22 protein-coding genes are annotated in these 25,360 nt (G+C 70.2%); 14 read left to right on the forward strand and 8 right to left on the reverse strand.

Going from position 1 to position 25,360, the window contains the following annotated elements; all coding sequences use genetic code 11:
• Positions 1–3: 3 nt before the first annotated feature.
• The 4 genes from VMS22_10015 to VMS22_10030 all read left to right on the forward strand — a co-directional run bounded on the left by VMS22_10015 (position 4) and on the right by VMS22_10030 (position 4,923).
• Positions 4–834, forward strand: a complete 831-nt coding sequence (locus VMS22_10015) for an SDR family oxidoreductase (protein HXJ34358.1) — start codon at positions 4–6, stop codon at positions 832–834.
• Positions 835–836: 2 nt separating this feature from the next.
• On the forward strand, positions 837–2,267 hold the full coding sequence (locus tag VMS22_10020) for a wax ester/triacylglycerol synthase family O-acyltransferase (protein ID HXJ34359.1): 1,431 nt from the start codon (positions 837–839) through the stop codon (positions 2,265–2,267).
• 107 nt (positions 2,268–2,374) lie between these two features.
• Positions 2,375–3,448, forward strand: coding sequence for a dienelactone hydrolase family protein (locus tag VMS22_10025; protein ID HXJ34360.1), 1,074 nt, complete (start codon positions 2,375–2,377; stop codon positions 3,446–3,448).
• A 122-nt stretch (positions 3,449–3,570) separates the two neighbouring features.
• Positions 3,571–4,923, forward strand: a complete 1,353-nt coding sequence (locus VMS22_10030; protein HXJ34361.1) for a hypothetical protein — start codon at positions 3,571–3,573, stop codon at positions 4,921–4,923.
• Here the strand turns inward: VMS22_10030 and VMS22_10035 are convergent.
• Complete coding sequence (locus VMS22_10035; protein ID HXJ34362.1) at positions 4,916–5,497, reverse strand: DUF308 domain-containing protein; 582 nt, start codon at positions 5,495–5,497, stop codon at positions 4,916–4,918. The genes VMS22_10030 and VMS22_10035 overlap by 8 nt on opposite strands.
• A gap of 19 nt (positions 5,498–5,516) precedes the next feature.
• Complete coding sequence (locus VMS22_10040; GenBank protein HXJ34363.1) at positions 5,517–6,491, reverse strand: adenylate cyclase regulatory domain-containing protein; 975 nt, start codon at positions 6,489–6,491, stop codon at positions 5,517–5,519.
• 100 nt (positions 6,492–6,591) lie between these two features.
• On the opposite strand from VMS22_10040, the gene VMS22_10045 reads away from it, so the two are divergent.
• Positions 6,592–9,411 carry a PQQ-binding-like beta-propeller repeat protein gene (locus VMS22_10045; GenBank protein ID HXJ34364.1) on the forward strand — a complete coding sequence of 940 codons (2,820 nt, stop codon included), beginning with the start codon at positions 6,592–6,594 and terminating at the stop codon, positions 9,409–9,411.
• A 1-nt stretch (position 9,412) separates the two neighbouring features.
• Here VMS22_10045 and VMS22_10050 read toward each other — a convergent pair whose 3' ends face one another.
• On the reverse strand, positions 9,413–9,832 hold the full coding sequence (locus VMS22_10050; GenBank protein ID HXJ34365.1) for a hypothetical protein: 420 nt from the start codon (positions 9,830–9,832) through the stop codon (positions 9,413–9,415).
• Between the two features lie 94 nt (positions 9,833–9,926).
• Here VMS22_10050 and VMS22_10055 point away from each other — a divergent pair, with 94 nt between their 5' ends.
• Positions 9,927–10,361 carry a cytochrome C gene (locus VMS22_10055; GenBank protein HXJ34366.1) on the forward strand — a complete coding sequence of 145 codons (435 nt, stop codon included), beginning with the start codon at positions 9,927–9,929 and terminating at the stop codon, positions 10,359–10,361.
• 4 nt (positions 10,362–10,365) lie between these two features.
• On the opposite strand, the gene VMS22_10060 is transcribed toward VMS22_10055, so the two are convergent.
• Together VMS22_10060 and VMS22_10065 are read right to left on the reverse strand one after the other, a co-directional pair.
• On the reverse strand, positions 10,366–11,718 hold the full coding sequence (locus VMS22_10060) for a sigma-54 dependent transcriptional regulator (GenBank protein HXJ34367.1): 1,353 nt from the start codon (positions 11,716–11,718) through the stop codon (positions 10,366–10,368).
• Complete coding sequence (locus tag VMS22_10065; protein ID HXJ34368.1) at positions 11,715–13,517, reverse strand: ATP-binding protein; 1,803 nt, start codon at positions 13,515–13,517, stop codon at positions 11,715–11,717. The genes VMS22_10060 and VMS22_10065 overlap by 4 nt, the downstream gene beginning before the upstream one ends.
• Positions 13,518–13,575: 58 nt before the next feature.
• Here VMS22_10065 and VMS22_10070 point away from each other — a divergent pair, with 58 nt between their 5' ends.
• Together VMS22_10070 and VMS22_10075 are read left to right on the forward strand one after the other, a co-directional pair.
• Positions 13,576–14,688, forward strand: coding sequence for a hypothetical protein (locus VMS22_10070; protein ID HXJ34369.1), 1,113 nt, complete (start codon positions 13,576–13,578; stop codon positions 14,686–14,688).
• Position 14,689: 1 nt separating this feature from the next.
• Entirely contained in the window at positions 14,690–15,118 is a 429-nt protein-coding gene (locus VMS22_10075) for a hypothetical protein (protein HXJ34370.1), read from the forward strand.
• Between the two features lie 96 nt (positions 15,119–15,214).
• Here VMS22_10075 and VMS22_10080 read toward each other — a convergent pair whose 3' ends face one another.
• Complete coding sequence (locus VMS22_10080) at positions 15,215–16,402, reverse strand: c-type cytochrome (GenBank protein ID HXJ34371.1); 1,188 nt, start codon at positions 16,400–16,402, stop codon at positions 15,215–15,217.
• Between the two features lie 308 nt (positions 16,403–16,710).
• Between VMS22_10080 and VMS22_10085 the strand changes: the two genes are divergently transcribed.
• The 4 genes from VMS22_10085 (at position 16,711) to VMS22_10100 (ending at position 21,458) form a co-directional block, all read left to right on the forward strand.
• Positions 16,711–17,646, forward strand: a complete 936-nt coding sequence (locus tag VMS22_10085; GenBank protein HXJ34372.1) for a hypothetical protein — start codon at positions 16,711–16,713, stop codon at positions 17,644–17,646.
• Between the two features lie 14 nt (positions 17,647–17,660).
• Complete coding sequence (locus VMS22_10090) at positions 17,661–18,398, forward strand: hypothetical protein (GenBank protein HXJ34373.1); 738 nt, start codon at positions 17,661–17,663, stop codon at positions 18,396–18,398.
• A gap of 89 nt (positions 18,399–18,487) precedes the next feature.
• Complete coding sequence (locus tag VMS22_10095; protein ID HXJ34374.1) at positions 18,488–21,301, forward strand: choice-of-anchor Q domain-containing protein; 2,814 nt, start codon at positions 18,488–18,490, stop codon at positions 21,299–21,301.
• 22 nt (positions 21,302–21,323) lie between these two features.
• Positions 21,324–21,458 carry a hypothetical protein gene (locus VMS22_10100; protein HXJ34375.1) on the forward strand — a complete coding sequence of 45 codons (135 nt, stop codon included), beginning with the start codon at positions 21,324–21,326 and terminating at the stop codon, positions 21,456–21,458.
• A 27-nt stretch (positions 21,459–21,485) separates the two neighbouring features.
• On the opposite strand, the gene VMS22_10105 is transcribed toward VMS22_10100, so the two are convergent.
• On the reverse strand, positions 21,486–23,213 hold the full coding sequence (locus VMS22_10105) for a phospholipase D-like domain-containing protein (protein HXJ34376.1): 1,728 nt from the start codon (positions 23,211–23,213) through the stop codon (positions 21,486–21,488).
• Positions 23,214–23,358: 145 nt separating this feature from the next.
• Positions 23,359–24,306 carry an ion channel gene (locus VMS22_10110; GenBank protein HXJ34377.1) on the reverse strand — a complete coding sequence of 316 codons (948 nt, stop codon included), beginning with the start codon at positions 24,304–24,306 and terminating at the stop codon, positions 23,359–23,361.
• Positions 24,307–24,381: 75 nt separating this feature from the next.
• Between VMS22_10110 and VMS22_10115 the strand changes: the two genes are divergently transcribed.
• Positions 24,382–24,807 carry a YeeE/YedE family protein gene (locus VMS22_10115; GenBank protein HXJ34378.1) on the forward strand — a complete coding sequence of 142 codons (426 nt, stop codon included), beginning with the start codon at positions 24,382–24,384 and terminating at the stop codon, positions 24,805–24,807.
• On the forward strand, positions 24,804–25,274 hold the full coding sequence (locus VMS22_10120) for a DUF6691 family protein (protein ID HXJ34379.1): 471 nt from the start codon (positions 24,804–24,806) through the stop codon (positions 25,272–25,274). The genes VMS22_10115 and VMS22_10120 overlap by 4 nt, the downstream gene beginning before the upstream one ends.
• Positions 25,275–25,360: the final 86 nt, after the last annotated feature.

The raw sequence follows: 25,360 nt of genomic DNA on the forward strand, positions 1-25,360 counted from the left end.
CCGGTGGCGTGGCTGCAAGGCTTTCGAGACAAGGTCGTTCTGGTGACAGGGGCGTCGAGCGGCATCGGCCGCGCGACGGCGGTGGCGTTCGCCGCAGCGGGAGCCCGGGTGGGGCTCGTCGCCAGGCGGCGCGCGTTGCTCGACGACGTCGCCGCGGACGTCGCGCGAAACGGCGGCACCGCCCTCGCGGCCCCCGCCGACGTCACGCAGCCCGCCGCGGTCGCCGCCGCGTTCGACACGGTGGCGCGCGCCTGGGGACCGATCGACGTGGTCGTGAACAACGCCGGCATCCTGATCCCGTCGCTGGTGACCGACCTCGCGCCCGCCGATCTCGACGCGATGCTGCGCGTGAACCTCTTCGGTGCCCTCTTCGTCATGCAGGAGGCCGTGCGCCGCATGCGGGAGGGGCGCGGCGGCACGATCGTCAACGTGGCGTCGCTGGCGGGCCGGCGCGGCTACTCGCCACTCGGCGGCTACTGCGCGACGAAGTTCGCGCTGGTCGGCATCACCGAAGCGCTGCGCGGCGAGCTGCACGGCGAGCCGATCCACGTGGCGCTCGTCCTCCCAGGCGTGGTCGAGACGCCGATGGTCGAGCAGGTGTCGCACGACCAGGAGTTCCTCGACCTCTGGCCGAGCGCGCTCAACATGCCGCCGTCGTGGGTCGTGTGGGCGGTGTTCGCCGCCGCGCGCTTCGGGCTGGTAGAGGTGTCCGTTCCACCGGGCGCCGCGACGCTCGAGAAGCTCGCCGCGCTCGCGCCCGGCGTTGGTGATACGATCGTGGAGTGGGCCAAGACCGCGGCCCATTGGATGGCGGGCCAGACCCGCGGAGCATGACCATGGCCTACGTACATGCCGAACGGCTGACGGCTCTCGACCAGAGCTTTCTCGCCATCGAGGACGCGACCTCCCACATGCACATCGGTGCAGTCGCGATCTTCGAGGCGGCGCCGCTGCGGAACGCGGCCGGCGGGATCGACGTCGATCGGATCCGCACGCTCATGGAGGCCGGCATCCATCGCATCCCGCGCTACCGCCAGCGCCTCGTCTACAGCCCCGTCTTCCGCCATCCCGTCTGGGTCGACGACACCCGCTTCAACCTCGCCTACCACCTCCGGCACACGCATCTGCCGCGCCCGGGCGACGAGCGGCTCCTGAAGCGCCTCGCCGGTCGGCTGATGTCGCAGCAGCTCGATCGCGGAAAACCCCTCTGGGAGATGTGGGTCGTCGAGGGGCTCGAGGGCGATCGCTTCGCGATCGTGACCAAGGTGCATCACTGCATGATCGACGGCGTCGGCAGCGTCGAGCTGACGGGATCGGTGATGCGTCCCACGCCGGACGAGGATCCGCGCCTCGCCGAGCCGCCGCCGCGCTGGATCCCGCGCCCCGCGCCCGGACCGGCGCAGCTGTTCTTCAACGAGCTCTGCCACCGTGCCGCGGCCCCTTCCGCCATCGCGCGCACCATCCGCGAGGCGGCGCAGGCGCCGGGTGCCCTGCTGCGGCGGGCGAGCGCGGGTGCGAGCGGCGTCTTCGAAGCCGTCAGCGCGGGCTTCCGCGCCTCGTCCCCGACGCCGCTCAACGTCGAGATCGGACCGCATCGGCGCTTCGACTGGGCCGCGACCGACCTCGGCGCGATCCGCGAGGTGAAGGGGCGGCTGGGCGGCACCGTCAACGACGTCGTGCTGGCGGTGCTGTCGGGGGCGCTGGCGCGGTTCCTGTACCGCCGCGGCGTCGACCCGGCCTCGCTCGACTTCCGCGCCATGCTGCCGGTGAACGTTCGCGCCGCGGGCGAGCACATGGGCAACCGTGTCGCGATGATCGTCGCGCGGCTTCCACTCGCCGCCCGCGATCCGCGCGAGCGGCTCGCACGCGTCGTCGCCGAGACGACGCGTGCCAAGGGTTCGCATCAGGCGCTCGGCATGCAGGTGCTGGAGGAGCTGTCCGACCGCACGTTCACGACGCTCTTCACCGAGTTCGCGCGGCTCGCCGCGATGGCGCAGCCCTACAACATCGTCGTGACGAACGTGCCCGGACCGTCCTTCCCGGTCTACGTGTGCGGCGCGCGGATGCTGGCCTGCTATCCGGTGGTGCCGTTGTTCCAGGGGCAGGGGCTCGGCGTCGCGCTCTTCAGCTACGACGGCCGCGTGCACTGGGGCTTCAACGCGGATTGGGACGTCTTGCCCGATCTGCACGACGTCGTGGATGCCGTCGAGCAGGAGGTCGCAGCCTTGTGCGACGCCGCAGCCGTGGTTCGCGCCGCGACCGGATAGTTCACCACCGGGACCGAGCGGACGAGGTCCACGCCGCCGCTCCAGCCGGAGCAGTAGCCGTCGCGATCCTTGACGTGACCGGGTCGGACCGGTCTAACTGCCGCCTCGTGAGCTACGACCCGTTCGATCGCGGCCCCTCGCCCGTGGGCGTGCGCACCCTCCATTTCAGCGACCCCGCGCGAGGAGGGCGGCCGCTGCCCCTCGAGGTGTGGTACCCCGCGACCGACGCGCACCGCGGTGCGGATCTCGAGGTCTCGTCGCAGGACAGCTACGAGGTGCTTCCCGGTTTCCCCGCCGTCACGCAGGAGGCCGTGCGTGACGCAGCGCCGCGTCCGGGGTCGTACCCGCTCGTCATGTTCTCGCACGGGTTCGGCGGGCACCGGCGCCAGAGCACGTTCCTCTGCACGCACCTCGCCAGCCACGGCTATGTCGTCGCCGCCTGCGATCACACCGGCAACACGCTCCTCGATGTCGCGCAGCTGACGCTGATGACGCGATCGGGTACGCCGATCCCCGACACCGACGAGATAGTCGGCGAGTTCATCGCGGCGCGCCCCGCCGACGTCGTGACCGTGATCGATCAGCTCGTGGACGGCGCCGCGCCGGAGCTCCGCGCGCTCATCGACGCCCAGCGCATCGGCATGATGGGCCACAGCTTCGGCGGCTGGACGACGCTCGCCGTCACCTCGCGGGACCATCGCATCCGCGCCGCGCTGCCGCTCGCGCCCGCGGGCGGGGCGAGCTGGATGCCGGTGGAGCTGCTGCGCGCCGCGCTCGACTTCGAGTGGGGCCGCGAGGTGCCGACGCTCTTCCTGGTCGCCGACCGCGACACGCTCCTGCCGCTGGACGGCATGCACGAGCTGCTCGCGCGTACGCCCTCGCAGCGCAAGCGCATGGTCGTCATCGAGAACACCGACCACATGCACTTCTGCGATCGGGCGGCCGAGGTGCACGAGATGTTCCGCATGATGCCCCCACCCGGCGCCTTCGAAGAGGCCGCCCGCCGCGTGCCGCCGATCAGCGAGCTCTCCCCGCCCGAGCACTCCTACCTGTGCATCCGCGGTCTCGGCCTCGCGCACATGGACGCGACGCTGAAGGCGCACGAGGGCGCCGCCCAGCTCCTCGAAGGCGACGTCCCCGGCGCGCTCGCCCGGCGCGGCGTCCGCGTCGCCGTGCACTGACGCCGGGCTCGCTCGCGATCCTTGGACGCGCCCGGGCGTCGCGACGCCCGATGCGCTATTGCACGTCGCCCCTCGCGGGTGGGAGTCTCCCCGCCAGGGGGTGTGCGATGCGTTCATTGGGCGTGACGCTCGTCGTCCTGGGGCTGGCCGCGACGGCCCGAGCGGACCTCGCGATCCACAACACCGACCACAATCTGTACTGGGGCGACAGCTCGGTCGTGCCGTACGAGGTGACGGTCACGAACCTCGACTTCGTCGGACCGGTGTCGAGCGTCGTCGTCACGGAGTACGTCCCGGTGAACACCACCTTCGAGCCGGCGCAGAGCACGCCCGGCTGGACGTGCACGGGGTCGGGCGACGACACGACCTGCACGTTCGCGCTCGGCGACCTGGGTCCGGGGGAGGTGCGCACGCTGATGTTCGCCGTGCGCGTGAACGCCGGCACCGATCCCAAGTGGGACCTCTATACGGACGCGCGCGTGACGGGTGCGGTGACGGCCGTGATCAGCCGCGGCGAGACCCCCTTCGACCTCACCGACGACGACTGCACGATCTTCGACGCCGCGTTCGAATGCCTGGGGTTGGGCGGAACCATTCCCTTCGCGGTGTCGAGGGGCATCGAGTCCACCGTCACCACCACCACCATGCCGCTGAGCGGCGTCGACTGCTGTGCGTTGACCGCCTTCTGCGTCCTGCTGCCGGGAATCTGCGATGACGCATGCTTCAACATGTACGACGCCTTCTCCCCCAAGTTCCCGCGCGGTGTGCCGGCAGAGCTCGACTTCTTCCTCTTCTACCGCCTGCGCGATCTCTTCTTCCGAAAGCTCGAAGGCGGCCGCAAGGGTATCGCGCTCTACTATCAGCACACCGGCGAGATCACGCGGGCGATCGTGAGCGACACGAACCTCCGCGATCTCGGCAAGGCGGCGATCCTCGCCTGGCAGCCGAGCCTGCAGATGCTGGACGAAGGCCAGCCCGCCACCGTGTCGAGCGCGCAGATCCAGGCGCTGGCGGCGTTCCTCGATGCGCTCCGCCCGCTGGCGGGCAAGCCGCTCGCCGGCGCGATCGACCGCGGCCGCGCGCGCCTCCGGGTAGAGGCGTGGGAGGGCATCACGATGGACGATGCACTCGCACGCCTCGACCAGCTCGTCTGCGCGCGCGAGGCGACCGGCGCGTCGGTCGTCTGCCGCATCGACGACATCGGCGAGGTGTTCGAGGGCGCTCCGGCAGGCCCGCTCACCGACAAGCTTGTCGCGAGCCTCGCGAAGGCACGCACCACGGCGGTCGCAGCCGATCAGCTTCCGGCGGGGCGCCAGCGCCGCGCCGGCTTCAAGAAGACGGGCAAGCTGCTCGGGAAGCTCGCCAAGCGCGTGAAGTCGCGCAAGGGACAGAAGGCCTTCCCCGATGCCGCCTTCCGGGCGAAGATCACCGACCCGATCGGTCTTCTGCGCGCCGATCTGAAGCAGATCAGGTAGACCGCAGGCGCGTGCGGACGTCCGCGACCCGATCGCCGGCGGCGTCCAGGCGCCGCGACACCCGCACCACGGCTCCGCCGATCGAAGCGAGCTTCACGCCGACGAAGAGACCGATCGCGCGGGCGCCGGAGATCGGCCAGTCGGCCCACAGGGCGGCTCCCATGAGGATCGAGACGACGCCCGAGGCCAGCATCGAGGTCCAGTCGTCGTCCGAGCGCAGCCCCCACGCCGCCGCGACCTCGGCCGCGCCGCTCAGCACGAGCCAGGCGACGAGCAGCAGGCGTACCAGCGACAGGCCCGCCGTCGGCTGGAAGACCAGCACGAGGCCCGCGATCGCGGCCAGCACGGCGACTACGAGCCCCGCGTTGCCGCGACCCGCTTCCCGGGCGCGCATGCCCCACAGCCCCATCAACGCCGCGGCCACGAGCAGCACGAGCCCGATCACGACGATCACCGCGGCGCCGGCGGCGATCGGCGCCAGCGCGGCGACGAGGCCGAGGATCACGAGCGCCCATCCGACGCGATTCGTTCCCGTGACGAGACCGCCCAACAACGACGATGCTTGGTCGCTCATGACGTCATTCCTCCTTGGACTATACGCGTGCGCGGCGCAGCACCCAGGGACGCACGCGACCGATGCCGTGCAGGCCGACCGGCCGCAGATGGCGCAGCTCGAAGCGGGGATCGTCTTGCAACCCTTCGCCCAGATCGTCGGACAGGAGCACGGTGCCGGGGCGCGCCAGGTTCACGAGGCGACTCGCCAGATTCACCGTCGGTCCGAAGAGATCGCCCTCCCACGCGAGCGTGGGCCCGGTGGCGAGCCCGACGCGGCACTCGGGCAGCGTCGCGTCGCGCGCGTGTGCTTCGACCAGGGCGATCCCGATGTCGGCTGCGAACGGGCCCTCGTCGACGGCGAACATCACCTCGTCGCCGATCATCTTCACGATCCGGCCGCCGCGTGAGGGAATGTGCTCGTAGGCGACCGCCTCGAAGCGATCGACCATCGCCGCCAGCTCGCCGGCGTCGAGCGCCTGGCTCATGGCCGTGAAGCCGACCAGATCGGCGAAGCCCACCGTGAGCGTCCGATCGGCCGCGGACGGCTGCGCCGACAGGCGCCGCAGCGCCGCCACCAGGTGCCGTCGCCACACGTAGCCGAGGAACTGCTCGAGGCTCGGCGCCAGCGCCTCGATGCGGTCGACGAGCTCGGCGACGGTGCCATCGCTCGACGTCGGCGCGCTGCGCAGCCGCGCGAGTCGCTCGGCGCTCGCCGTCACCTGGGCGTCGGCGACGCGGGCGAGCGACTGCCCGATGACGCGCGTCAACTGGATCAGCTCGACCGGATCGGTTCCCTGCATCGCGACGAGCGCATGGGCGGCGCGCAGGACCTCGACGTCCGAGCGCGTGAACACGCGCTCGTCGTCGTCCGCCGGCGGAAAGCCGAGCGCGCGCCACAGGCGCTCGGCCCGCGCCCGGTCGACGCCGGCCTCCTGGGCGACCTCCGCCACAGTGAACGCCGGCGCGCCGAGCAGCGCCTCGGCGAGCCGTCCCCACTTCTCGGAGGGCTTCACGCGGAGGTCATACACCGAACGACGGCGACGGCGGTAGGGCGGACACACGCGGTGGCAGTGCCCCTGGCGCGAAACGTACCGCGACGGTAGGCCTGTCCCGATGTGCCGCCTCGCCCTGATCCTCGTCCTGCTAGCCGGGACCGCCCTCGCACGCTCGCGCCCCGCTCCGTGTGGGCTCGGCCGCTTCCTCACGCCCGACGGGAAGCATCTGCTTGCCGACGTCGCCGCGCCCGCGACCGAAGCCGTCGTGATCGGCGACGACGGCACGGTCGCCATCACGACCGGATGCGCGCCGGTGCCGGCCAAGGTGCGCCCCACGCGCGCCGGGACCGTCGTCCGCGCCTCGTGGAAGTCGTGCGACGGCGCGCCGCGCGCCGTGAAGCTGCGTGCGCTCCTGTCCGCCCGCGGGTGTCGCACGTTGCGGGGCATCGTCACGATCCCGGGATCGAAGCCGCGCATCCGCAAGCTGCGCGCCACGCGTGCGCCCTTCCAGTACGACGTCGCGCTCGATCCGACGAGCCCGTGGCCGAAGTTCCGGCGCACGGCGCGTCAGGACGGGGCCAGCCCGATCACCATCCCGACCGACACCGGCAGGGACGGCTGGACCTTCCAGACGGGGAAGGGGATCTTCAGCTCGCCGGTCATCGACGGCGACGGCACGATCTACGTCGGCTCCGCGGATCGCACCTTCTACGCCATCCGGAAGGACGGCACGCTCAAATGGTCGCGCCTCACGGGCGAGATCGTCGACTCGTCGGCGCTGCTCGACGACCGCGGCCGCGTCTACTTCGGGTCCGGGGACGGGACGCTGTACGCGCTCGATCGCGAGACGGGCGACGTGGTGTGGACGTTCGACGCCGACGCGCCGTCGGCCGGGGCGTTCATCGACTGGTTCGAGGGCAACGTCGCCCTCGGCGCCGACGGGCGACTGATCGTCCCCAACGACAACTTCTTCACCTACGCGCTCTCGCGCGACGACGCGGCGGTCGCGTGGCGTTTTCGCACCGCCGACCAGACGTGGTCGCTGCCCGCCGTCGACGCCGCCACGGGGCGCGCCTTCCTCGGCAACAACAACCTGCTCGCGGCCCTGGGCGACAACACCTTCGCGCTCGACGGCGCGACCGGCGCGAAGCTCTGGAGCCACGGGACCGACGGCACCATCGCCGCGAGCCCGCTCCTGACCCGCGACGGACACGTCGTCGTGGGCGGCTTCGACGGTTTCGTGCGCGCCTACGACGGCACGACCGGGGCAGAGGTGTGGCCCGCGCCGTTCGGCGCGCGTGACCACATCTACGCGAGCCCGGGCGAGCTGCCCGACGGTACGATCGTCCAGGCGTCCGCCGACGGCAGCGTGTACGGTCTCGATCCCGCCACCGGCACCGTGCGCTGGCAGTTCGACACGCGTGACGCCATTCGCTCGTCGCCGGCGATCGATGGCGCGGGCAACGTGTACGTCGGGGCCGGCGACGGCCGGCTCTACGTCCTCAATCCCGACGGGACGCTGCGCTGGTCGATCCGTCTCATCGACGCCGACCGCGACGACTTGAACGCCTCACCGGCGCTCGGCGCCGACGCGATCGTCATCGCGGGCGAGAGCGGACAGGTCTTCGACCTACCGTACGACTTCTGCCTGCTGCCACGGAACGAGCTCGACCCTCGCTGCCGCGCGGGTGGAGCCGAGGATCTGCCGAGCGACGGCGCCGCGCTCTACTATACGAGCCGCTTCGGCCGACAGATCGACGGCCCGACCTTCGACCCGATCGACGCGAACCAGCCGCTCGCCTTCTCGCTCTTCGTGCGCGAGCACGGCGACACGGTGATCGCCCACATCGACGCCATGCACACCACGGTCACCGTCGACCCACCGGTTACGGTTCGCACCGAGATCTCCGGCGACCGCAAGTTCCTCACCGTCGTGCCGCTGGCGCCGTGGACGGGCCCGCTCTCCGTCACGATCGACGGCCAGTACCTCGTACGCCCGATGCGCGAAGGCTTGCGCTTCTCCGGCGGTGACGTCGGCGGGACCTTCTCGCAGACGTTCACGTTCCAGGTGGGCACGCCGAATGCCGGCGACCTCGTGCTCCCGCTTCCGGTTCCGTCGATGCCGGGCGATCCGGCCGGGGTGCTCGAGCTGTCGCGCGTCGCCGCGCCGCTGCCGACCATCCTGCCGAGCTACAACCAGATCGGCTTCGACTCGATCCACTATCTGCTCGGCTTCGTCGAGAGCACCGCGCCCGGGACGTCGCTCGCGTGGGTCGTGGGCGCGAAGCTCGCCGAGGGCGAGAACCGGACGGTGATCGAGCCGGCGACCAAGGTGCTCTTCCCCCTGGAGGTCGACTACCGCGACGGCGCCCTCACGTTCGTGAACGAGTCCGGCTTCGCGATCGCCTTCAACGCGTTCCGGATCCCGTTCCAGTTCTTCCGTATCGCGACGCGCGCCGACGTCGGGTCCGGCGGCCCCACCTTCACCAGCCCGGCGATCAACGTTTCGGGGATCTGCTCGGGGATCTTCTTCTACGGCCAGTTCCTGCGCCAGCTCGGGTTCTGCAACCCCGACACGGACGTCCTCACGGTCTTCGGCGGCGCCGATCTGCACACCTTCGAGGGCGGTACGCAGCAGGCCCCCGCCGGCGTCGGAACCGTCGACATCACCGGCGACGCCACCGCCGTCACCGCCACGCTCACGGGAACGACGCTGCGCGCGGACGAGCACGCCGTGAGCCTGCTGCTGCTCGACGCGGTGACCGGCAAGCCCGTCGCCGTCGACTACGGCTTCGTCACCACCCGGCAGACGGACGCGGGAGGTCTCGTCCGGAGCGTCAGCGTGCCGCTCGCCGGCGTGACGGTGCCCGCGAGCGTGCGGGCCTACCTCATGGTCGACACGTATCCGGCGTACCGCACGACGCTCGCGATCCCGTAGGTCACCCGGCGGCGAGCGCGGCCCGCGCGATCAGCCACCCGGAGCCGAGGTAGCCGCTGGTCGTGAGCACGAAGCTCACCGAGACGATGCCACCGAACAGCGCCGGAGGCTTCTTGCCGAGCTGCGGCGCGATCGCCATGGCCAGGAACGCCCCGGGGTTGATGATCGATCCCGCGCAGGCCGCTGCGACCAGGACGCCGGGCGGGACGATGCCGAACTGCCGGAACATCAAGTACGAGACGAAGAGCAGCCCGGTCATCATCAGATAGTCGATGTGCGACCGCAGGAGCTGCTGCGAGTCGGGGAAGATGCGTTTCAGCGCCGCGACGTGGAGGTTCCGCACCGCCGTCAGGCACCACGCTTCGATGAGCGCCACGCCGAGACAAAAGCATCCCGTGACCACCAGCCATTCAGCACGCATCAGGTCCCTCCCGCGTCTCTGTCGATCATGCGGCGCGAGGCGATGCCATGCATCCCGATCGGGAACCGTGTAGAGGAGGGAAGGGGGTGGGGGCATGACGGGGACCGGACGCGCGCTGGCGATGATCGCGGTGCTGGGAGGCGCGGTGGGCTGTGCGTCGCACGCGCCCGACCGGGCCGCTGCGGCCGATGCCGGCACAACGCCCTCGGGGAATCCGTATCTCGAGTGCTGCGCCTCGTGTCACGGCGCGGATGCGCGCGGGCGTGGTCCGGTCGCCGCGTCGTTGAAGATGCCCCCACCGGACCTCACCCAGCTCGCGCGCACGCACGGCGGGCAGTTCCCGCGCGCCGAGGTCGCCGCCGTCGTCACCGGCGCGCATCCGGTCGCGTCCCACGGGACGCGCGAGATGCCGGTCTGGGCGCTTCACTTCGAGCCAGCGGGCCAGGCGGCAACCGGCATCGCCGCCGCCTACGCGCAGCGACGGCTCGATGCGATCCTCGATCACCTGGAGTCGGTGCAGGCGAAGTAGGACACTAGAGTCCGTATCGCTTGAGCTTGTACCAGAGCGTCCGTTCGCTGACCCCGAGCAGGCGCGCGGCCTGGGACTTGTTGTCGCCGGCCGCGGCGAGGGCGCGCAGGATGTGCTTGCGCTCGAACTGCTCCACCGCCGCCTCGAGCGCGAAGCTCTCGGGCGAGGGCTCGGGGGCGGGACCGGTGCCCGCGGGGCCGAGCTGCCGGAAGACCGCGGGATCGATCTCACGACCGGTCGCGAGCACCGCGGCGCGCTCCATGACGTTCTGGAGCTCGCGGACGTTGCCCGGCCACTCGTAGCGTTCGAGCGCCGCCAGCGCCTCGGCCGTGAGGGTCGGCATCTCGCGTCCCAGCTCCCGGGCGAAGCGGGTGAGGAGGAAGGTGGCGAGGTGCCCGATGTCCTCGCGGCGATCCCGCAGCGGGGGCAGGGCGACGTTGAACACGTTCAGGCGATAGTACAGATCCTCGCGGAACGTGCCCTCGCGGATCCGCGCCGGCAGATCGCGGTGGGTCGACGAGATCATCCGGACGTCGAGCGCGATCGGCTTGTTGCTGCCGACGCGCTCGATCACGCCCTCCTGCAGGACGCGCAGAAGCTTCGCTTGCAGCGCGATCGGCATGTCGCCGATCTCGTCGAGGAAGAGCGTCCCGCCATGGGCCACCTCGAACTTGCCCGCGCGATCCGCGTGCGCCCCGGTGAACGCGCCCCGCGTGTGCCCGAAGAGCTCGCTCTCGAGCAGCTCACCCGGGATCGCGGCGCAGTTGAGCGGCACGAAGAGGCGCTCGCGTCGCGGGCTGAGGGCGTGGATGGCGCGCGCGACGAGCTCCTTCCCGGTTCCGGTCTCGCCGGTGACGAGGACGGTGCTCCGGGTCGGTCCCAGGCGACGGACCAGCTCGTAGACCTGCTGCATCGCCGGCGAGGCGCCGACCAGGTTCTCGAACGCCGGGATCCGATCCTCGCGCTCGCGGAGGTAGCGATTCTCGGTCCGGTAGCGGCTGAGGTCGAGGGCCTTGCGGATGGTGATCTCGATCGCGTCGAGATCGAACGGCTTCAGCACGTAGTCGCACGCGCCGGCCTTCATCGCTTCGACCGCCGTCTGCACGGTACCGAACGCGGTGAGGACGATGACCGGCAGGTCGGGGTCGCGGACGCGGAGCTCGGACAGGAGCTCGATCCCCGTCATCCCGGGCATCTTCAGATCGGTGAGCACGAGATCGACCTGCTCGCGATCGAAGCGCTCGAGCGCTTCGGCTCCCGTTTCGGCGACGACCGAATCGATGCTCATGCGCTCGAGCACCATCTGGAGGATGCGGCGCATCTTCCGTTCGTCGTCGACCACGAGTGCTTTCGTCATGCGCCGGCCTCCGCGGCCGGCAGCTCGACCCGGAAGGTCGTGCCGCGCCCGACGGTGCTATCGACGGATACCGTGCCCTGGTGCTCGTGCGCCACACGCTGGACGAGGGCCAGGCCGAGTCCCGTTCCCCCGGCCCGCAGCGAGAAGAAGGGTGTAAAGATCCGATCCCGCACCTCGGGCGCGATGCCGGGACCGTCGTCGCTCACCTCGAACCCCACCCGATTGCCCCGTCGGGGCAGCGTCCGCACTGCGATGTGGCCGCCGGCGGGCAGGATCTGGAGGGCGTTCACGATCAGGTTGAGGGCGACCTGATAGATCTGCTCGGGATCGCACTGCGCCATGCCGGGCCCGGCGCCGAACTCGCGAACCAGCGCGATGCGCTTCTCGCGCGCCTGCGCCTCGACGAACTCGAGCGCGCGCTCGAGCACCGTCTGGAGCGACGTCGGTTCGACGAGCGGTTCGTGGGGGCGCGCGAGCTCGAGCAGCCCGTCGACCACGCGGTCGAGACGGTCGACCTCCTCGATCATCATGCTCGCCAGCTCGACGGTCTGCGGCTGGTCCTTCGGGACCGAGCGCTCGAGCATCTGCGCCGAGCTGCGCAGGATGCCGAGGGGCGTGCGCACCTCGTGGGCGACGCCCGCCGCTACCTCCCCGACGAACGCGAACTTGGCGGCCGTGAGGAGGTCCTCCTGTGCCCGCTGCAGCTCGGCTGCCATGCCGTTGAAGGTGGCCGCGAGCTGGCCGATCTCGTCGCGCGATCGCGCGACGACGCGCGCGTGCGGTGACCGGCCGTGTGCGATCTCGGCGGCGGCCTGCGTGAGCTCGCGCAGCGGACGGGTCATCCGGCCGGCCAGATACGTCGCCACGCCGAGGGCGCCGAGCAGCACGGCGGCGAGGCCGAGGACGAGCCGGTGCTCCATCTCGCGGATCGGCCGGAACGCCTCGTCGAGCGGCTCCATCACGAGCGCGAGCCAGTCGAACTTCAGGTAGTCGCCCCGCTCGTACCCGACGAGCACGGCCGCGTCCTCCGGGGAGAGAAACCCGCGAACGCGCTCGGCGGGGATCTGCCCGGCGAGACGCTGCCCCGCGGCGCGTCGCAGGTCGCGCTCGCGGGCATCGATCCCGTCGTGCCACGTCGCGCCCAGCATCGTGCCGTGGCGGTCGAGCAGGAGGAGGTCGACCGTCAGCCCGTGCGGGACGAGGGTGCGCCGGATGCGGTCGGCGACGCTCATCGCGTCTCCCCAGTCGTACCGCGCCAGCAGCGCGCCGATGGGCGCCCCCGAGCCAGCGACGTCACGGATCGGGACGGCGATCTCGACCGTCTGGTCGGATCCGTCGTCGAGCGGGCCCGGCCCCGCCAAGAACTCCTCCCCCGCGAGCGCCGCGCGGACCCACGCCTGGTCGGCCAGCATCCCGCCGATCTCGCTCGGGTCGGTCGCCGCGACCACGCGCCCGGTGCGGTCGGTGCACACGAGCGCCCGGTAGGGCGACGCCTCGTGCTGCAGCGCCAGGAAGAAGCGGGTCACCCGCTTGTCGACGTCGCCGACGAGCACGTCGCGCATGACGTCCTGGCGGGCCCACCCGCGCACGCTGGCGCGCGCGTCGGCGAGCACCGTCGCGATCTCCTCGAGCGCGTCGTGCGCCACCTCCGCGAGCTGCCGGCCGGTCGCACGCCCGAGCGCGTCGCGCGCGCGATCGAGCGTGATGAGCGCGATGAGCGCACCGGGCACGAGGACGAGCAGGAGCGAGAAGAGCTGCAGCTTCCCGCGCAGCGAACGCAGCGAGAACCACGGCGTCAACGGTTGCGGGTCGTTCGCCCGTCGCGTAGGGTGCGCCACCTCGCCGCTCGACCGTCTGATGCTGGAGTCCATCGAGGCAGTCAAGGGACGCCGCCGCGTCAGCGGGCGCGCTCTAGCCGGCACGGTGCTGCTCGTCGCCCTGCTGGCGTCGTCGGTATACGCGGCCGATCCGCCCGCCGCGGCCTCCGGAGCCGACGTCGCGCTCGTCAGCTGGCCGACGCCGATCGGAGACGTGCGTTACCTGCCGGGACAGGGCCTGCACCTCGGCGACACGCACCTGACGCTCGGCGGCTATTCGAACGTGAACCTCGTGCGCGACGAGGGGTCTCCGGCGCTGCTGAAGCTCGACGATCTCAGCCTCTTCGTCATCTGGGATCCGCTCGCGCGCCTGCACATCTTCTCGGAGCTCGAGTTCGAGGACCTGGTCCAGGTCGACGGTGACGGGCAGTGGGGAAACCCCGATTATCAATTCACCGCCGAGCGGCTCTACGGCGACCTCGCCGTGTCGGACGCGGTCAGCATCCGCGTCGGCAAGTTCCTCACGCCGGTCGGGCGCTGGAACGTCATCCACGCGCAGCCGCTCGTGTGGACGACGTCGCGTCCACTCGTCACCGAGGTGCCGTTCGATCCGCACACGACCGGCGCGATGGTGTTCGGCACGCTGTTCCCGGGCGCGAACACGCTCACCTACGAGCTTTACGGCCAAGCCACCAACCAGCTCGATCCGACGCCGACGTCGCACCCCGCCGATCGCAGCGGCGGGGGGCGCCTCGAATACAGTGCATGGCCCGGCTGGAGCATCGGGGCGTCGTACCTGGCGGCGGAGGACCACGGCGCGTGGCGCTATCTCGGCGGCGTCGACGGGCTCTACCAGCGCGATCGCTTCGAGGTCATGGGGGAAGCCGTCGTCCAGGACGGCGAGCAGCGTACCGACGCGGTGTGGGGCCTCTACCTCCAGGGCGTCGTCGAGACGCTGCCGAATCTGTACGTCGTCGGACGCTACGAGCATTGGGATCCGTGGGACAGCGGACGAGCGAGCGACCTCTTCGTCGGCGGCCTCGCCTACAAGCCCTATCCGTGGCTCGTCCTGAAGGCCGAGTACCTGGCCGCCGACCATCCCGTCGACGAGTCGCCACCCGGCTTCAAGTCGTCGATTGCGATCCTGTTCTGACATGCGGCGGCTGGTTGCACTCCTCGTGGTGGGACTGGCGCTCGCGAGCATCGCGGCGGGACGCTCGGGGGACCCCGCGTTGGTCGTGGTCGTCCATCCGGACCGCACGGACACGCTCGCGATCGAGGACGTCCGGCGCATCTATCTCGGCCAGCGGCGCTTCTGGGACGACGGATCCGCGATCGTCGCGCTGAACCTTCCGTCGGGAAGCGCGCTCCGGGAGCGGTTCTCGCAGCGCGTGCTCCACGCCGACAGCGCCGAGCTCACCGCCTACTGGAACGAGCAGTATTTCCACGGCGTCTTTCCGCCGACCGTCCTGTCGTCGAGCGACGCGATCAAGCGCTACGTGGCGTCGGACCCGAAGGCGATCGGCTATCTGGAGGCGTCGGACGTCGACGCAACCGTGCGCGTCGTGCTGCCGCTCGAGTGAACGGGGAGCCCGGCCGGCACCAGGGGGTGGTGCCGGCCGGTGAGCCGCCGGGGGGTTGGCGCGACGGCTCGGGGGGTACTCGGCGCAACGGAGTCTTCAGTCGCCGCCACCTCCGCCGAGTGAGCAGAGGCTGCTCAGATATCGGCCGAGCTTGGTGAGCTGCGAGCCCGCGAGCGACGGGAACGCCGGCATCCCTTCGGCGCCGCCGCGCACGGCCTCGCCGAGATCGCCTCCCTCGCTGCAGCGGACGTTCGGACCGAAGACGCCGTCGGCGTTGCGTCCGCCGCCCGCGGTCGGGCCGTGGCAGCTCGCGCAGTTGGAGGCGTAGAGGTCCGCGCCGCTGCCGCTGCACAGGCTGCGGAGGTAGTCGGCGATCGTCGTGAGCTGGTCCTGTGGAAGGTCGGTAGTCGAGAACGCGGGCATCGCGCTCGGCCCCGAGCCCCGGCCGTTGCGGACGGCGTCGGTGAGCAGGCTGCGCACGGTGCAGCGGACGTCGGTCGCGCCCGCCAGTCCGGCTCCATCCGCACCGTGACAGCCGGCGCAGCGCGCGGCGTAGAGGTCGGCTCCCGTCCCGCCCCCCGTGGGCGTCGTCGAGCAATTCGCCTGCGCGACGAGATCGACCCACTGCGCGAGGATCTGCGCCTGGGTGCTGCCCGCGGTGAGCTGACGGCCACCGCCGTGCGGGACGGCGTCGAGCGGCTTGGTGAGGAGCAGCGAGGACGTCGGAGCGGACTGATCGATCACCAGCACCGTGGCTCGCGCGGTCGCGGCGGGATCGCCGCGCACCACGCGCAGGCGGGTCGCCTGCGCCTGTCCACCCGCCGCGTGGCATGCGGAGCAGACGGGGACGAGGACCTGGTCCATCACCTGCGAGGTGAAGAACTGCTGATTCTGCGTGAAGACGGCATCGCAGGCCGAACCGTCGCCGGTCGCCACCCGGCGCGTCAGCGTGAGCCGGCCCTTCGCGCGCGTTCCGGCGACACGCACCCGGGCCCTGCCGGCGACGCCGCTCGCGTTGAGGGTGCCGCGTACGACGAGCCGGGCGCCGGTCGAGCTGCTCCCGATGAGACGAATGCGCGTGCCGCGAAGCTTGCCCTGCACGAGGTAGGTACCGGCGAGCGTCGGGTCCGTCGCGCCGAGCACCACGGTGCCACTCAGCACCCCGGCCGCGTCGGTGAGCGCGGCGGCTACGTCGAACGTCTGCGACGGCCGCGCCACCCGGAGCTGGCCCGCGTACGAGCCGGTGAGGCTCGTCGCCGCGACTGCCGGAGCGACCAGCGCCACCGCGAGAACCAGCGACCGTGCGACGCGGACCGCAAGAGCACTCCGTACCGACATGCCGGCAATGACGAGCAAGGACGATGCCGCGCCGATTCGCCGGGACTGGCCAACCGCATCGGGCTGGCGCGTTCCGATCACTGCAACCGTTTGCAGTCGCGCTGCAACGGACTGCGTGAACCGTCGTGCCCGTGCGGGACGAAATGCAACGATTACCCGCGCGACGTGAAGCCCGCATGAAGGCATACCCCTTGCTCGATTCCTCCCGTGCAAGCAGGTTGCAGCGTCATCGGTGTGCTCACGGAAGAGGTGGGATGAGTCTTCGACGCTTCGTGATTTCGATCTGCATCAGCGCGATGGGTGTGGCGGCGCTCGCTCGTCACGCGCACGCGGACGACGCCGCCGGCAGTCTCGGCGGCGGAGGGACGGCGCACGGCGACATCTCCAAGACTGCGGGCGAGACGGATCGCATCTCGCTCGATCTCGACGAGGGCGCGACGTTGCAGCTCACGTTCCACGCCGCCTTCGTCGCGAGCCTCGCGCTCACCGATCCCGACGGCACACCCCTCGATCTCGCATTCCCGGGCGGTTCCCGACTGCGGACGAACCTTCCCGTGCAGAAGACGGGAACCTACGAGCTCGCGATCGCGTCGACGGACGGATCGCAGGGACTCTATACCGTGATCGCGAAGCAGAAATGGGCGCGCGCGCTCGCCATCCAGGGGACGGGCGAGCAGATCGTCGGCGTTCCGATGCCGGCGAATTCGCGCCTCGGCTGCGTGGTCGGCGCCTCCCAGGGAGCGTCCGGCCTGCCGCAGGTGGCGCAGCTCGAGGATCCGGACGGCGCTTCGATTCTCGCGGCGGCGATCGAGCCCCGCGGACGCGTCGCGCGGCTCGCACCGACGGCCACGGCCGCCGCCGGCGTCTACCACCTCACGATCGCGCCGACCGACGGGTCGAGCGGCTGGTCGGGAAGAGTCACCCGCTTCGTGCCGCGCGTCGCGCCGACGTCGCTGCGGATCACGAACGGGCTCGACGAGATCTCCTTCCGCGCCGACGGCGTGGGGAGCTTCTTCGCGCATCGGTGCGCGTCCTGCCACGGCTGGGCGGCGTCGTACGGCGGCGTGCGGCGGTACGCGCGCGTCGCGCTCGGGAGGATGGCGGGCGGCAGCATGCCGCCCGGCGGCGGTCTCGCGCCCAGCGACCTCGGCCTCGTGAAAGGCTGGATCTCGACCGGAATGAAACCATAGGAGGACATCGGGAGATGACGACCACGGAACGGATTGCAGCGGCCACCTTCTTTTTGCTCGCGGTGCTGCCGCTGCGTCCGACGCAGGCCCAGATCGCCGGCTCGTTCGACGGCACCTTGTCGGGAAAGAAGATTCCCCAGACGCTCGCCGCGTCGGCGACGTTCTCGCAGGTGGGCAGCCAGGTCACGGGGACGATCGCCCTGCCGATCGATCTCGCGAAGTTCGGCGGCGCCTACCTCTTGCAGGGCAAGGCGACGCCGAAGCGCATCAAGGTCTCCGGCGGCGGTGGAACGGGCGGCTTCCTGCGCTGGACCGCGAAGATCTCGGGCACGACGCTCAAGGGTAACGTCAAGATCAAGGCGCCGGGTGGAAAGCTCGTGGGCAGCCTCGCCTTCACGCAGAACCCGCCCTTCGCGACCGACGGCTCGAGCTGCGACGCCGTCTACGATCAGAACAAGACGCTCTTCGACGATCAACTGATGACGAGCGTCTTCAGCCTCTGCGGGACCTGCCATGCGCCCGGCTTCCAGGCGGCCGCGACACGTTTGCACATCGATGCGGTCGACCCGCGCGCGACGGCCCGCCTGGTCGCGCTATTCGTCGACAGTGCCAACCCGACGGCGTCGCGAATCGTCCAGAAGCCGCTCGACCTGGTGCCGCACGGCGGCGGCGCACAGTTCGCGCCGGGCGGCACGGAGGACATGCTGCTCGAGCAGTGGGTGGGGCTCGTCGCGGCGGCGCACTGCAACTGACGCTCGTGGCGCCACCGGCGCGCTTGGACACTCGGCGGAAAATGGAGTAACCGGGACGAACCGCGCGTCATGCGGTGGTGGGGTGGAGCATGCGGAGTGGTGGGGCGGCGCTGTTCGCGGTCTGCGTGTTCGCTTGGTCGACCCAAGCGGCCAATTTCGTCGTCACGACCACGGGTGACAGCGGCGTCGGTTCACTTCGAGATGCCATCACCAGCGCCAACGGTGCGCCGGGCGCGGATACGATCTCGTTCAACCTGGCCGGTTGTCCCTGCGTCGTCTCGCTCGCCACGCCGCTCGGCATCACCGATCCGCTGACCATCGTTGGTCCGGGCCAGACGAGCCTCGCCATCGATGGCGGGACCACCGTGCAGGCGATCCAGACGGGCGCCGTGGCGGTCGCCATTTCGGACCTGACGATCCGGAACGCCCACAGCGCCGGGTCCGGCGGCGGCATCGACGCCGCGGGTCCGCTCACGCTGACGCGGGTGACGCTGCAGGGCAATACGGCGGCCCAGAGCGGGGGCGGCGTGTTCGCCGCCCAGGACGTCACGATCGTCGACAGCGTCTTCGACGGAAACACGGCCACCGCCATGTTCGGCGGCGGTCTGTATGCAGCCGGGTCACTCTCGATCACGGGGAGCAGGTTCGCGAACAACACCACCGCGACGATGCAGGGCTACCGCGGGGGCGGGGGCCTGATAGCGCTTGGTGTCACTGCGATTTCCACGACCGAGTTCATCCACAACACGACGGCCGACTGGGGCGGGGGCGCGTACATCGCCGATTTCGTGAGCGTGCAGCCGACCTCGACGGTGCTCACCGACGTGCGGTTCACGAACAACACCGCGCAGTCGGGCGGTGGAGGCGGGCTCTTCATGTGGTATCAGGCTGTCCTCGATTCGGTCGAAGTGACCGACAACTACGCTGGGTACCGCGGGGGCGGCGTATACAGCGGATTCGCCGGGAACAACCGAGTCACAATGAACGGCGGTCGGCTGCTCCGGAACTCGGGCGCCGGCGGCGGTGGCCTCTACAGCGACGGCGACATCACGATCGACGGCACGCAGATCGTCGGCAACACGTCGCGCAGCAACAACGGCGGCGGGGCCTGGACGCCGCTGAACGCGACCGTCTCGAACGCGTTCGTCAGCTTCAACGTCGTCCTGATGGGCGGCAACAGCGGTGGGATCGATACGGGGACCAGTCTCACGATCACCGATTCCATCGTGTCGGACAATCAAACGATGACCGGCAGCGGGGGAGGTACCGGCGCGGGTGCCGATGCGACCGTGACGGGCTGCCAGTATCTCCGCAACACCGCCTCGAACCTGGCCGGCGGCGTGCTGGCGTTCGGCGATGCGCACCTCACCGGCAGCACGTTCGACGGCAACACGGCCGAGAACAACTGGGGCGGCGCTTCGTTCGGCGGACTGGCGGTGGTCGCGACCGACACCATGTTCCTGCGCAACACGAGCCGCTACGCCGGTGGGGCGCTCGCCTCGCAGAGCGGCACCATCCAGGTGATGGGTGGTCGGTTCGAGAGCAACCGCGCCGTGCTCGGCGGTTGGGGTGGTGCCATCTACTGCGGTGGCCCCACGGTCACCGTCGACGACGCCCTGTTCATCACCAACTCCGCCGACGTCAACGGCGGCGCCATCGCCGCAAACGCCACCGCCATCTCCGGCGCGACGTTCGTCGGCAACCAGGCGAACACGGGTGGCGGGTTGCTCCAATTCGCCGGTGGGACGATCGACAACACCCTCTTCGCCCGCAACCACGCCGTCGGCGGCCAGGGCGAGCAACTGTGGCTCGGGAACGGCGGCAGCATCCGGCACTCGACGTTCGCGTCGAGCCTCGCCCTGCCGGGGTCGGCGATCTACGTGAGCAGCGGCGCCGTCACGCTGCTCGACAGCATCCTCACCTCGCACGGCGTCGGTCTCAACAACGACACGGGCACCGTGACGGCGGACTACAACCTCTTCGACGGCAACACGTCCGACACGCAGGGTGGCGGCATCACGAACGGCCACCCCGTCGCAGGCACCCCGCTCTTCGTCGATCCGATGAGCGACGACTATCATCTGCAGCCGGGCTCCGCGGCGATCGACGCCGGCCCCGGCGTCGGTGTCACGACCGACATCGACGGCGATTCGCGCCCGCTGGGCGCCGGGTTCGATCTGGGATGCGACGAGGCCATCCCGCCGCCGACCACGACGACGACCTCGACCACGAGCAGCACCTCGACGACCTCGTCGACCACGAGCTCGACCAGCACGACCACGCTCGTCCCGACGACGACGAGCAGCACCAGTACGACGACGACGAGCAGCAGCACCAGCACGTCCACGTCGACGAGCACCACGACGAGCGCGCCGACGTCGACCACCACGACGGCGACCGTCCCCGCGAGCACCACCACGACGCTGCCGGCGCAGCTTCTCTCGGGCAAGAAGCTACTGTTGAAGGCGACCCTCTTGAACCTGCTCTCGAAGGACAGCTCGGTCACGCTGGGAGCCGGCCCGAGCAGCGCCGACGACCCCACGGAGGAGGGGGGCCAGTTGCGCGTCGTTGCCTCCGGTGATGGCGGCTTCGACGAGACCTACCCCCTGGCGACCTCGGGGTGGCGCTACATCTCGAAGAAGAAGCCGGCCAACGGCTACACCTTCGCCAAGGGCAACCCCATCAAGAGCATCTCGATCAAGCCCGGCAAGGGGATCAAGATCGTCGGCAAGGGTTCTGCACTCGGGATCGGGCTTGCGTCGGATCCGCGGCCCGTACTGATCGAGCTTCGCCTGGGTGGTGCGCGGTACTGCATGGGATTCGGCGGCAGCATCGAGTTCACCGCCGGGAAGAAGTACCTGGCGAAGAATTCGACCGCCGCCGACGCCGCCTGCCCGCCGTGAGCCCTGGACGGCGAAGGCTCGCATGATCGACCGTCAACGGGCGCTGCACTTCGCTGGCGAATGGATCGCGGCGTGGAACGTCTTCCACCCTCCGCGCATCGCCGTCGTGTTCGGCGACGATGGGTTGGTCGCCAAGAGCGCCGCGACGTATGCCTGACCGCCCAGCGAGACGGCGGGTACGACGTCAGCGCGCGAAGAGCTTCCGGTCGTGCTCGAGCTGGGTGCCCGGCTTGTAGAACCGCTCGAACCACGCCGGGAAACCGCTGATCGTCCTCGGCTTGCGCAGCTTGAGCGGCGGCGGCTTCTTCTTGTCCTTCGCCGCCTTCTTCGCGTCCTTCATGGTCGTGCGGAAGTGGAGGTGGTCGAACACGCGCACCGCCTCGATCGCGTAGCCGGTCGCCACGCGACAATCCTCGATCATCACCAGATTGTCGCCGTTCTTGGTCTCGGCCGTCTTCGAGAGATTCGAGGAACCGGTGTAGACCTTGGCGGTCGGCAGGCTGAAGTCGGTCACCACGAACTTGTGATGGATGTTGATGCCCTTGCCGCCCGACCACTCGCCCTTGAACGGCTCGGGTGCGTGGTCGGCGAGGTACTCGAAGTCGACGGTGCCGATCGAGCCGTCGGGTTTGTGGACGTTCAGCTTCCCGGTGGTGTTGACGACGCCGTAGCTGAAGAGCGGCTTCGTCGCGAGGGCGTCGATCGCGGTTCGCACCGGGCCGGAGGTCTGCGAGAGGAAGGCGATCGAGAAGAAGACCGATGAGGTCGCCTGCTCGATCGCGGCGCCGAGCGGCGTCAGTGTGAGGTCGTCGCTCGGATGCGGAGAGAGGCCGAACGTGAGCGGCGGCTTGCCGTCGACCTTCGCCAGATTCCACTTCGCGGCGAGGGCGGTCTTCGAATAGCCGGCGGGGTTCGCGAAGGCGAGGTCGAAGAGCTGACCGAACAGCGCGGCGGCCGGCGCGGCCCGGCAGACGAGCACGTTGTTGGCCTGGATGTAGAGGCCGCGGAAGCTGAAATTGGTCGAGCCGAAGAGCACGCGGTCCGGCGTCCCGTTCTTGCGCACGAGGAAGACCTTGTTGTGCTGCAGGCTCGAGAAGTGCGTGCGGTGGACGTGGTCGGCGCCGGCCGACGCCTTGAGGCGCTTGGCCGCCTTCGACTCCGCGCTCGTCGCGGGACGGTGCTCGCCCGAGTCGTCGATGATGGCGCGGAGCCGCGACCCGAACTGCTCCAAGCGGACCAGGATGTCGGGCTCGTTCAGATCGTACGCGAACACGTCGATCGTCACCGTCGGATCGGCGAGCGCCTCGTCGAGGAACCCGAAGAGCAGGTCGTACGCCTCGAAGCCCAGCCACCGATAGACGTCCTTCATCTTGGGATCCGAGAGCTTCTGGAACTCGAGGCCCTTCGAGACCGTGGCCGGGATGACGTTCGGATTGTTGCCGAAACGCTCGGCGTAGGCCTGCGAGGACGCGAAGTTGCGGGTGAAGCCGACGTCCAGGAAGCCGTCGTACGTCACCGGGTCGAGCGAGATGTCGAGCTCGATCGCCGTGCCCTTCTTCAAGACGTCGTCCTGCGGCATGTGCATCTTGGTGACGCGGTAGCGGTAGGTGCCGGCCTTCGGATCGTGCGGGAAGTGCACCCAGCGGAACTTCTGGAAGGGCGCATCGAGCGAGGAGAACAGCCTGGCGCCCGTCACCGCCACGGCGGTCGGCTTGTCGTAGGAGAAGGCGATGCGGTTGGGGAGCGGCTGGAAGTCGGCCGCGCCCGGCGCCTTCGACTCGATGGCGAAACCCACGAGGTCGGCCTCGGGCTGGTCGACGTCCATGCCGACCAGACACATCCGCTCGCCGCGCCAGAGCTTCACGGAGTAGCCGTCCTTGCTGTCCTGGTTGGTGAAATCGTTCGCGCTCATGACGCCGCCACGGAGCAAACGGCGGACCGCGTCCCGTCCTTCGGAATCGGTCGCTCGCGGGGACCCCTCTGACCACCGCAGTGGACGTGGTGTCCGGCCGAGGCGACACACCCGGCAGAGGCCGACCCCCGCGCGAGGTCGAAACCTACGCTCGCGGGTACGGAAACCCCGGCAGAGGCTGGGTCGGCTCGATGTCGTGGAACTTCGAGAGATCGATCGTGGTGACGTCGCCCTGCTCGCTCATGACGTCGGTCAGGCGGTAGCCCCAGACGACCTGGCGGGCCGAGTAGCGATGCATCGCGTGGATCGTCTGCATCCAGGTGTCGTCCGTGCCGCTCACCGCGACGAGGAGCTCGGCCCCGGCGCTCTCCAGCGACTCGGGCGTGTCCCGGAAGAGTGGGCTCGTCTCGTCGACCACGTGGAGGACGTTCCACGAGCGCGTGAGATCGAGACGATCACGCGTGAGCGTGAGGTCGGTCGTGCGATAGAAGTCGCGGCCTTCGGTCGTCCGCTCGGTGCGCATGATCGAGACCCGGACGTGCGCTTCGAAGATGTGGTTCGTCCGGCGATTGCCGATGCGAAACGCCAACGTCGGCACGCCGTTCATCGGCGAGAGCACGACGTTGCGCGAGAACATCAGGCGCGCCGTCGGGCGCGAGAACTTGGCGAACACGAGGCCGGTGGCCAGCGCCGTCAGCACGAGCCCCACCGTCGACTCGACCACGACGAGCAGGTTCGCCCCGTCGGTCGCGGGGTACATCGAGCCGTAGCCGATCGTGCCCATGGTCTGGACGCTGAAGTAGAAGGCGTCGCGGAGCGAGCCTGGCCGTGCATGCTCGACTCCGCCGATCGCGAGGTAGGCGCACGCGAAGAGGAGGTTCGCCGCGCAGTAGCCGGCCGCGATGAAGCCGATGGTCGCCGGCCAGGAGAGCCGGAGCAGCGCGTGGTAGAAGTCGCGCAGCGGCGTCGCGGCGCCCCGACGACGCGGACCTCGTAGTCGACGGGATCGTAGGGTTCTTTGGGTCTCGGCACGCGGGTCGAGTTTCGCCGAGTCGGGGCGGTAGTGCCACCCGTCGGTCAGCGGATCGAGCACCCGATACGTACCGCCACGGCGGGCGCACGACCGCTGGCGTGCGCCTCGACGACATGACAAGACGCGGTCGCTGCGATGCCACCCGACGCAATCGTGAAGGCGGTGATCGGCGGGGCGCTCATCGGTGCGGCCGCGACCGGGCTGCTCCTGTTCAACGGTCGGATCGCCGGCATCTTCAGCGGCCTTCTTCCTCCCTGGGGAAAGGATACGCCCTGGCGGCTGGCGTTCGTCGCGGGGCTCTTGTCCGGCGGCGCGCTCGTCCTGTCGATCGATCCCGGCGCGTTCGGCCCGACGATCCCGCGCTCCGTCGGCCGCCTCGCTGCGGCCGGGCTCCTGGTCGGGGTTGGAACCCGGATCGGCAACGGCTGCACCAGCGGTCACGGCGTGTGCGGACTTGCCCGCCGCTCACGACGCTCGCTCGCAGCCACTCTGACCTTCATGACCACCGGGGCTCTCACGGTCTACGTCGTGAGGCACGTCGTCGGAGCGTCCCTCCCATGACCTTCGTCAGCGCGTTCGCGTTCGGGATGCTGTTCGCGGTCGGACTCGGTCTGTCGGGCATGACGAATCCGGCGAAGGTCGTGGGCTTCCTCGACGTCACCGGAGCATGGGATCCCACGCTGGCATTCGTCATGACGACCGCGGTGACGGTGACCTTCGTCTCGTTCCGGCTGGTTCTGGCACGTCCCGCGCCGATCCTTGCGCCCGGGTTCTCGCTGCCGAAGCACCAGCGCGTCACCGGGAGCCTCGTGGGCGGCGCCGCGCTGTTCGGGATCGGCTGGGGGCTCTCGGGCTACTGTCCTGGGCCCTCGCTGGTCGCGCTGGTGACGGGATGGCCGGCCGTCCTGGTGTTCGTCGCGTCGATGGCCGTCGGGCTCGAGCTCGGCTCGCTCGTACCGGGCACGCCGTCTCCACCCGAGCGCGAGATCGGGGCGCCCGCCGCGGCGTCGGTCGCGACCGCCCCATGACTTCAGCCCTCGCGTTCCGGCGGCGCCGTCTCGACCACCGAGGCGGCGCCATCGTTCATCGCCGCCGCCGCGCACGACATCCGCGC

This window comes from Candidatus Eisenbacteria bacterium, assembly GCA_035577985.1.
In the GTDB taxonomy this organism is placed as follows: Bacteria; Desulfobacterota; Binatia; order DP-6; family DP-6; genus DATJZY01.

Excerpts from the sequence above, each read along its gene's own strand:
- VMS22_10020 (HXJ34359.1), top strand. The coding sequence starts at position 837 with ATGGCCTACGTACATGCCGAACGGCTGACGGCTCTCGACCAGAGCTTT.
- VMS22_10035 (HXJ34362.1), bottom strand. The coding sequence starts at position 5,497 with ATGAGCGACCAAGCATCGTCGTTGTTGGGCGGTCTCGTCACGGGAACG.
- VMS22_10045 (HXJ34364.1), top strand. The coding sequence starts at position 6,592 with ATGTGCCGCCTCGCCCTGATCCTCGTCCTGCTAGCCGGGACCGCCCTC.
- VMS22_10050 (HXJ34365.1), bottom strand. The coding sequence starts at position 9,832 with ATGCGTGCTGAATGGCTGGTGGTCACGGGATGCTTTTGTCTCGGCGTG.
- VMS22_10055 (HXJ34366.1), top strand. The coding sequence starts at position 9,927 with ATGACGGGGACCGGACGCGCGCTGGCGATGATCGCGGTGCTGGGAGGC.
- VMS22_10060 (HXJ34367.1), bottom strand. The coding sequence starts at position 11,718 with ATGACGAAAGCACTCGTGGTCGACGACGAACGGAAGATGCGCCGCATC.
- VMS22_10070 (HXJ34369.1), top strand. The coding sequence starts at position 13,576 with ATGCTGGAGTCCATCGAGGCAGTCAAGGGACGCCGCCGCGTCAGCGGG.
- VMS22_10075 (HXJ34370.1), top strand. The coding sequence starts at position 14,690 with ATGCGGCGGCTGGTTGCACTCCTCGTGGTGGGACTGGCGCTCGCGAGC.
- VMS22_10085 (HXJ34372.1), top strand. The coding sequence starts at position 16,711 with ATGAGTCTTCGACGCTTCGTGATTTCGATCTGCATCAGCGCGATGGGT.
- VMS22_10090 (HXJ34373.1), top strand. The coding sequence starts at position 17,661 with ATGACGACCACGGAACGGATTGCAGCGGCCACCTTCTTTTTGCTCGCG.
- VMS22_10095 (HXJ34374.1), top strand. The coding sequence starts at position 18,488 with ATGCGGAGTGGTGGGGCGGCGCTGTTCGCGGTCTGCGTGTTCGCTTGG.
- VMS22_10100 (HXJ34375.1), top strand. The coding sequence starts at position 21,324 with ATGATCGACCGTCAACGGGCGCTGCACTTCGCTGGCGAATGGATCGCG.
- VMS22_10105 (HXJ34376.1), bottom strand. The coding sequence starts at position 23,213 with ATGAGCGCGAACGATTTCACCAACCAGGACAGCAAGGACGGCTACTCC.
- VMS22_10115 (HXJ34378.1), top strand. The coding sequence starts at position 24,382 with ATGCCACCCGACGCAATCGTGAAGGCGGTGATCGGCGGGGCGCTCATC.
- VMS22_10120 (HXJ34379.1), top strand. The coding sequence starts at position 24,804 with ATGACCTTCGTCAGCGCGTTCGCGTTCGGGATGCTGTTCGCGGTCGGA.